The following is a 7,178-nucleotide window of genomic DNA, read 5'->3' on the forward strand; positions in this document are numbered from 1 at the left end:
GGTGAGGGGTGACGCTTACGCGCCCCAGCTGGCCTGGACGCCGCCGACGCGCTCCTCGGCGACCTGCTGCTCGTACCCGGATGCGCGGAACGCGGCGAGCGGGTTCGCGGGCAGGCCGCGCGACTCGCGCCACTCGGCGAGGGCGGGGCGCACGTCGGTCGAGAACGCGTCCATGTAGATCTCGTGCGCGACGAGCACGTCGCCGGACTTCTGCGCCGCAGTGAGGGCGTCCTTGTCGATGAGCAGCGCGCGGGCCGTCATCTCCTGCACGTTGAGGACGGAGCGCATCTGGCCCTGGATCTTCGACTCCACGTTGTGGCACTGGTCGAGCATGAAGGCCACGTCGGGGTTGTTGAGCCCACCGCCGCGGATGACCTCAGCGAGGATGCGGAACAGCTGGAACGGGTCGGCCGAGCCGACGATGAGGTCGTCGTCGGCGTAGAAGCGCGAGTTGAAGTCGAAGGAGCCGAGGCGTCCGAGGCGCAGCAGCTGCATGACGATGAACTCGATGTTCGTGCCGGGCGCGTGGTGGCCGGTGTCGAGGCAGACCATGGCCTTGTCGCCGAGGGCCGCGACCTGCACGTAGCTCGTGCCCCAGTCCGGAACGTCGGTGTGGTAGAACGCCGGCTCGAAGAACTTGTACTCGAGCACGAGGCGCTGGTCGTCGCCGATGCGGGCGTAGATCTCCTGCAGCGAGTCGTGCAGGCGGTCCTGACGGCCGCGCAGATCGGCCTGGCCGGGGTAGTTGGAGCCCTCGGCGAGCCAGATCTTCAGGTCGCGCGATCCGGTCTCGTCCATGACGTCGATGCAGCGGAGGTGGTGGTCGATGGCCTTGCGGCGCACCGCTGCGTCCTCGTGCGTGAGGGCGCCGAACTTGTAGTCGTCGTCCTGGAACGTGTTGGAGTTGATCGTGCCGAGCTCGACGCCGAGGTCTTCGGCGTGCTTGCGGAGCGCGCCGAAGTCGTCGACGACGTCCCACGGGATGTGCAGGGCCACGCTCGGGGCGAGCGCGGTGTACGTGTTGACCTGGGCTGCGTCGGAGATCTTCTCGAACGGGTCGCGCGGCGTGCCTGCCGTCTGGAACACCTTGAATCGGGTGCCTGAGTTGCCGAACGCCCAGGACGGGAGCTCGATGCCCTGTCCTTCGAGCGCTGCAAGCTGGTCTGCGGAGAGGATGCTCACGGTTCGTCGCCTTCGTTGGTCGGTTGCGGATGCGCTCCCGGGCCGAACGACGTCGTCCACGGCTTCGGGAACTCGATTCACGGTGTGCGGGCGAGAGCGGATGCCTGTTCGCGCCGAACCGTATTGAATCGTTTCAGTGATCTCAGATTACGAGCCGGAGTGAATCGTGTCAAGCACGTGCGGCGGTTCACGTCCGCCCACCGGGGTGAGCCGGGCGGGACATCCGCGTGAACACGGGCGAAACCCGCATCCACTACCCTCGGAAAGCGCATTCCAGGACACCGCACGAGCAGGGACCATCGCACGCACATGACACGAACCCACCCGATGGCCGAGCTGCCACACCCCCGCCGCCTCTTCGACCTCGGCCCCCACAACGGCGCCCACCGTGTCGCGATCCGCGCCGGCATCTCCGTGGGCGTCCCCCTCCTGATCCTGTGGAGCATCGGGCACGTCGAGCTCGCGCTCTACTCGACCTTCGGCGCCTTCGTCTCGTTCTACGGGCGCAGCCACTCGCACGTGATCCGCGCTCGCCTGCAGAGCGGCGTGGCCATCGGCATGGTCGGCGCTGTCAGCGTCGGCGCCGCAGTGAGCCTCTCCGAGCAGCGCGAGTGGCTCGTCCTCCCGGCGACCGCCGCCTACGCGGCGGTCATCACGGGCGCCGCCCAGCGGTTCGGATGGAAGCCGACTGGCGCGCTCTTTCCCGTCTTCGCGCTCTCCGCGACGGCCTCCATCCCGGGAGGCGAGGCGGATGCGCTCCTCGCGGCCGGCACGGCGGCCGCGTCGGCGGCCTTCGCCCTGATCGTCTGCCTCTCGGGCCTGGTCCGCCCAGCCGCCCGCGAGTTCGAGCGCCGGGCACGAGCATCCGCCGCCCCGACCAGACCCGAGAGACTGCGCATCAGCGCGGCAGTGGGGGCCGGCCTCGTCGTCGGCGTCGCGGGGCTCATCCCCACATCTCTCGGGCTCGACTACCCCTACTGGGCCATGGTCGCGGCCGCCGCCGCGCTCGCGACCTCGGGCCCCGACGAGCAGCTGGTGCGGGCCGGCCACCGCCTCACGGGGACCATCGCCGGAGTGGGCGTCGCGTGGCTGATCATGGCCGTCGACCTGCCTCCGCTGGTGACGATCGCCATCATCTGCGTGCTGCAGATGTGCGCGGAGCTGTTCGTCGTGCGCAACTACGGACTCGCCCTCGTCTTCGTCACCCCGCTGGCGCTGGTCATGCTCGACTTCGCGCACCCGCAGCCCAATCTCACCCTGCTCCTGGCCAGGATCCTGGAGACGGCCATCGGCGTCGCCGTCGTGATCGCGGCCGCCCTGGCCTGGCGCTGGACGGAGCGCTCGCGGGAGCCGACGGCGGGTTGAGACCTTCGTCGCGATCTCGCTTGACACGTTTCAGAGCGAGTGGCAAAGTGGAAAGCGCTTACCCGCTCCGAGTGGGATATCGACCACGGTCAAAGATGACGAGGATTTTCAATGACGAGAACACAGAGTGACACTGGTGCGGTGTCACAGGAGAACGAGGGCAAGACGCCCCGCAAGGCCGCGCTCAGCGGATGGATCGGCAGCGTCCTCGAGTACTACGACTTCACGCTCTACTCGCAGGCGGCGGCGCTGGTCTTCCCCGTCGTCTTCTTCCCGACCGGCGACCCCACCGTCGCCCTCATCTCCTCGCTCGCGACCTACGCCGTCGGCTACGTCGCGCGCCCCATCGGCGCCATCGTGCTCGGCAACTGGGGAGACAAGCACGGCCGCAAGAACGTGCTCGTCATCGCGATGCTCCTCATGGGCCTCTCGACGCTCGCCGTCGGGTTCCTCCCCACCTACGACCAGATCGGCCTCTGGGCGCCCCTGATCCTCGTGTTCCTGCGCCTCATCCAAGGCTTCGCCGTCGCCGGCGAGCTCGGCGGTGCGAGCGCCATGATCGTCGAGCACGCCCCAGCAGGCAGACGAGGGTTCTTCGCGAGCTTCGGCCTGCAGGGCACCCAGGCCGGCTCGATCATCGCGACCGCAGTCTTCATCCCCCTCACCGCGGTCCTCACGGACGAAGCCTTCATCGAGTGGGGCTGGCGCATCCCGTTCATGCTGAGTGCCGTCGTCGTCCTCGCCGGCTTCCTCATCCGCAAGCACGTCGAAGAGCCGCCGGCCTACACCCGCTCGCTCGCGGTCCAGCAGGCCCAGGAACGCCAGGCGCCCGTCATCGAGCTCTTCAAGAACAACGGCTGGACGGTCTTCCGCGCCATCCTCATGACCCTCGCCAACGTCGCCGGCGTCACGACCCTCGTCTTCGGAACGAGCTTCGCGACGCAGGAGGCCTACGGCGTCGCGATGCCCGCCTCCACGTTCCTGTGGGTGCCGCTCATCGCCAACGTGGCGGCCGTCATCGTCATCCCCGTCTTCGGCATGCTCTCCGACAAGATCGGACGCCGCACGCTCATGATCGTCGGTTCCTTCGGCTCCGGGCTCGTCGCGATCGGCTACCTCACCGCCATCCAGTCCGGCAACCTCGTGCTCACGATCGTGCTCGCGATCCTCATGATGGGCGTGCTCTTCCAGATGTGGAACGCCACCTTCGCGACGTTCTTCCAGGAGCTGTTCCCGACGCAGACTCGAGTGACCGGCTTCGCGATCTCCCAGAACGTCGGCCTCATGATCGTGGCCTTCCTGCCATCGATCTTCACGTTCGTGGCCCCTCCGGGCTCGGACAACGTGCCGCTCGTCGTCGGTGGCCTCACCCTCGCAATCGCCACCGTCTCAGCCCTCGCGACCCTCCTCACCCCGGAGACGCGCGGCAAGGACATCGAGAACCACGACTGAAGCGACCCGAACGGGCGTTGACCGAGGCCGTCCCCGCGCGGGGGCGGCCTCGACCGGCATCGAGGACACCGCACGCGTCGACATCGGCGAGACTGCATCACGACGGAACGAGGACACCATGACGAGAATGCGAGCAGCCATCGTGGGCACCGGCGACGTCGCTCGACTGCACGCCGAGGCGATCGCGGCCAGGGACGACGCGGAGGTCGTGGTCGCCGTGGACGTCGACGCGGACCGGGCAGCCGCCTTCGCCCAGAAGTACGGCATCCCGCGCTCCGCGACCTCGCTGCCAGACGGGCACCTCGACGTCGTGCACCTCTGCACCCCTCCGGCAGGCCACGCGGCCCAGGCCGAAGAAGCCTTCGCGCGCGGAGCTCACGTCGTCGTCGAGAAGCCACCGGCGCTCACCCTCCACGACGTCGACCGGATGGTCGCAGCCGGCGAGGCCGCAGGCAGGCACCTCGCCGTGGTCTTCCAGCAGCGCACCGGCACCGCGACGGCGCACGTCAAGCGCCTCCTCGACGACGGCCACCTCGGGCGCCCGCTCCTCGCCCGCTGCGACACCTTCTGGTTCAGGGACGACACGTACTTCGCCGCGCCCTGGCGAGGCACGTGGGCGAACGAAGGCGGCGGGACGACCCTCGGCCACGGCATCCACCAGCTCGACCTGCTCGCCTACCTCCTCGGCGAGGTGGATGAGGTGCACGGCCAGACCTGGCGCCTCGCGCGCGACATCGAGACGGAGGACGTCTCGACGGCGGTGCTGCGCTTCGAGTCCGGCGTCGTCGCGACGGCGATGACCAGCGCCGTCTCGCCTAGGCAGGCGAGCTCCATCCGCATCGACACCGAGCTCGCGACGGTCGAGCTCGAGCACCTCTACGGGCACGGGCACGCCAACTGGCGCATCACCCCACGCCCGGGGGCGGATGCGCCGAGCAGCTGGGCGTTCCCCGCGGCCGAGCGGGCGAGCGGGCACGACGCCTACATCGACGCCGTCTACCCCGCCCTCGCGGCAGGTGCCGCGCTGCCGGACATCGCCTCCGCGCCCGCCAGGTCCATGGAGATCGTGGCCGCCCTCTACGCGTCGAGCGAGCGCTCGGCCGCCGTCGCCCTCCGTGAGGTCAGGGAGTCGGGCGAGCTGCGCGGACAGATGTCCGCGCGGGTGCGCGACGAGCGCCGGTCATGAGCTCCACCTCCCGCGAAGAGCTGCCCTTCGGCCTCGGCACGGTCGTGCACCGCGACCCGAGCGCGCTGCCGATCGAGTCGCCCCGCCCCTACGTGCATCCGCTGCGCACCCCCGCGGGCGCCGTCGTGAGCGACTTCCGGCCCGCCGACCACACCTGGCACTGGGGCCTCTCCGTGACCGTCGCGAACATCCGCATCGACGACGCCGCTTACGACGTCAACCTGTGGGGCGGCGTGACCTGGGTGGCTGGTCGAGGCTACGTGCAGCTCGACAACAACGGCTCGCAGACGGTCGACGAGACGCAGCCGGCCGACGGCACGCGGCTCACGTGGCGCGAGGCCGACGGCTCCGCGTTCCTGCGGGAAGAGCGGATGCTCGACGCGAGCATCCGCGACGACGACGGGCGCAGCATCGGCGTCCTCGATGTCAGCAGCCGCTGGACGAACCTCCGCGACGTCGAGCTCGCGTTCGGCTCACCCACGACCGCCGGACGCCCGGACGCCGGCTACGGCGGACTGTTCCTTCGACTGCACCCCAGCTTCTCGGGCGCGCGCCCGCTGTCGCCGCTGCTGCCCGCCGACCCGGACGCCACCCTGCACGGCGCGGAAGCCGCCTGGCTGGGTCTCGAGAGCGGACTCGCGACCGTCGTCATGGGCGCGCATCCGGCGAACCCGGTCTCCCCCACCCCGTGGTTCATGCGGAACGACACCACCCCCATGCTCTGCGCGGCCCCGTTCTTCCACGAGGAGTGGAGGCTGGGGCCCGGCGAGAGCGCGACGTGGCGCTGGCGCATCCTCCTCTCCGACTCGCCGCTCCGCGCCGAACGCATCACCCACCTGCTCGACGAGGCCTGAGCGGCGAGCCTCCGTGGCCTTCGGAGTTGCCGCCCACGAGCGAGGCACCCGCCCCGCAGACCCCGCGTGCCCTAGCATCGCTGTACACCGAAGGAGGCCCATGGCAGTCAGCGTGCGCGACGTCGCGACACTCGCAGGCGTCTCCGTTGGCACGGTCTCGAACGTGCTGAACCACCCAGAGAAGGTCTCGAAGGCCACCGTCGACAAGGTGCAGTCGGCCATCGAGGAGCTCGGCTTCGTGCGCAACGACGCCGCCAGGCAGCTGCGCGCAGGCGAGAGCCGCACCGTCGGCCTCATCGTCCTCGACCTCCGCAACCCGTTCTTCACCGAGGTCGCGCGAGGCGCCGAAGAGCGCGCCGCGGAGCTCGGCTTCTCCGTCCTCGTCGCCAACAGCGACGAGCAGGAGGAACGCGAGCGCACCCACCTCGGCCTCTTCGAGGAGCAGCGGGTCTTCGGCGTGCTCGTCACCCCCATGGCCGCCAACATGCCCCAGCTCGAGCGGCTCCACAAGCGCGGAACCCCCGTCGTGCTCGTCGACCGTGAGAGCGCCGACGAACGCTACCCGTCCGTCGCCGTGGACGACCGCACCGGCGGCCGCATCGCCGTCGAGCATCTCCTCGAGACAGGGCACCGCCGCGTCGCGTTCCTCGGCGGGCCGATGGAGATCCAGCAGGTCACCGACCGCTTCGAGGGCGCCCGCGACGCGGTGCGCGAGGTCCCGGACGCGACGCTCGAGGTACTGACGACGGATGCGCTCTCCATGTCCGAGGGCAGGCGGGCGGGGCTGCTCCTCGCCGAGCGCGACGGCGCCGATCTCCCCGACGCGGTCTTCGCGGCCAACGACATGCTCGCGCTCGGGCTCCTGCAGAGCCTCCAGGGCACCAGCCACGCGACGGTGCCCGAGAGCATCGCGCTCATCGGCTACGACGACATCGACTTCGCGGCTTTCGCCTCGACCTCGCTCAGCTCCATCCACCAGCCGGCGCACCTCATCGGCTCGAAGGCCATGGACCTGCTCGTCGCCGCGGCCCGGGACCCGAAGTCGACCCCCGAGCACATCCGCTTCACCCCCGAGCTCGTCGCCCGCGCCTCGACCGCACCCCGCGCCGGACCGACCGGTGGTCCTCGCCGCGCTCGGC

6 protein-coding genes are annotated in these 7,178 nt (G+C 70.0%); 5 read left to right on the forward strand and 1 reads right to left on the reverse strand.

The window, feature by feature from the left end; genetic code table 11:
- Positions 1–15: 15 nt before the first annotated feature.
- Entirely contained in the window at positions 16–1,182 is a 1,167-nt protein-coding gene (rhaI, locus tag C5B99_RS18555) for an L-rhamnose isomerase (protein ID WP_104244858.1), read from the reverse strand.
- A gap of 309 nt (positions 1,183–1,491) precedes the next feature.
- Between rhaI and C5B99_RS18560 the strand changes: the two genes are divergently transcribed.
- The 5 genes from C5B99_RS18560 to C5B99_RS18580 all read left to right on the forward strand — a co-directional run.
- Positions 1,492–2,547 carry an FUSC family protein gene (locus C5B99_RS18560; RefSeq protein ID WP_146082065.1) on the forward strand — a complete coding sequence of 352 codons (1,056 nt, stop codon included), beginning with the start codon at positions 1,492–1,494 and terminating at the stop codon, positions 2,545–2,547.
- A gap of 111 nt (positions 2,548–2,658) precedes the next feature.
- Positions 2,659–3,999, forward strand: a complete 1,341-nt coding sequence (locus tag C5B99_RS18565; protein WP_104244862.1) for an MFS transporter — start codon at positions 2,659–2,661, stop codon at positions 3,997–3,999.
- Between the two features lie 118 nt (positions 4,000–4,117).
- Positions 4,118–5,185: a Gfo/Idh/MocA family protein gene (locus C5B99_RS18570; RefSeq protein WP_104244864.1), complete on the forward strand. Its 1,068-nt coding sequence runs from the start codon at positions 4,118–4,120 to the stop codon at positions 5,183–5,185.
- A complete protein-coding gene (locus tag C5B99_RS18575) occupies positions 5,182–6,039 on the forward strand; it encodes a DUF6807 family protein (protein WP_104244866.1) in 858 nt (285 codons plus the stop codon). The genes C5B99_RS18570 and C5B99_RS18575 overlap by 4 nt, the downstream gene beginning before the upstream one ends.
- Before the next feature lie 100 nt (positions 6,040–6,139).
- On the forward strand, positions 6,140–7,178 hold a 1,039-nt coding region (locus C5B99_RS18580; RefSeq protein ID WP_104244868.1), incomplete at its 3' end, for a LacI family DNA-binding transcriptional regulator.

It is taken from the genome of Pseudoclavibacter sp. Z016, from assembly GCF_002931215.1.
Classification (GTDB): Bacteria; Actinomycetota; Actinomycetes; order Actinomycetales; family Microbacteriaceae; genus Pseudoclavibacter.

Excerpts from the sequence above, each read along its gene's own strand:
- C5B99_RS18560 (WP_146082065.1), top strand. The coding sequence starts at position 1,492 with ATGACACGAACCCACCCGATGGCCGAGCTGCCACACCCCCGCCGCCTC.
- C5B99_RS18565 (WP_104244862.1), top strand. The coding sequence starts at position 2,659 with ATGACGAGAACACAGAGTGACACTGGTGCGGTGTCACAGGAGAACGAG.
- C5B99_RS18570 (WP_104244864.1), top strand. The coding sequence starts at position 4,118 with ATGACGAGAATGCGAGCAGCCATCGTGGGCACCGGCGACGTCGCTCGA.
- C5B99_RS18575 (WP_104244866.1), top strand. The coding sequence starts at position 5,182 with ATGAGCTCCACCTCCCGCGAAGAGCTGCCCTTCGGCCTCGGCACGGTC.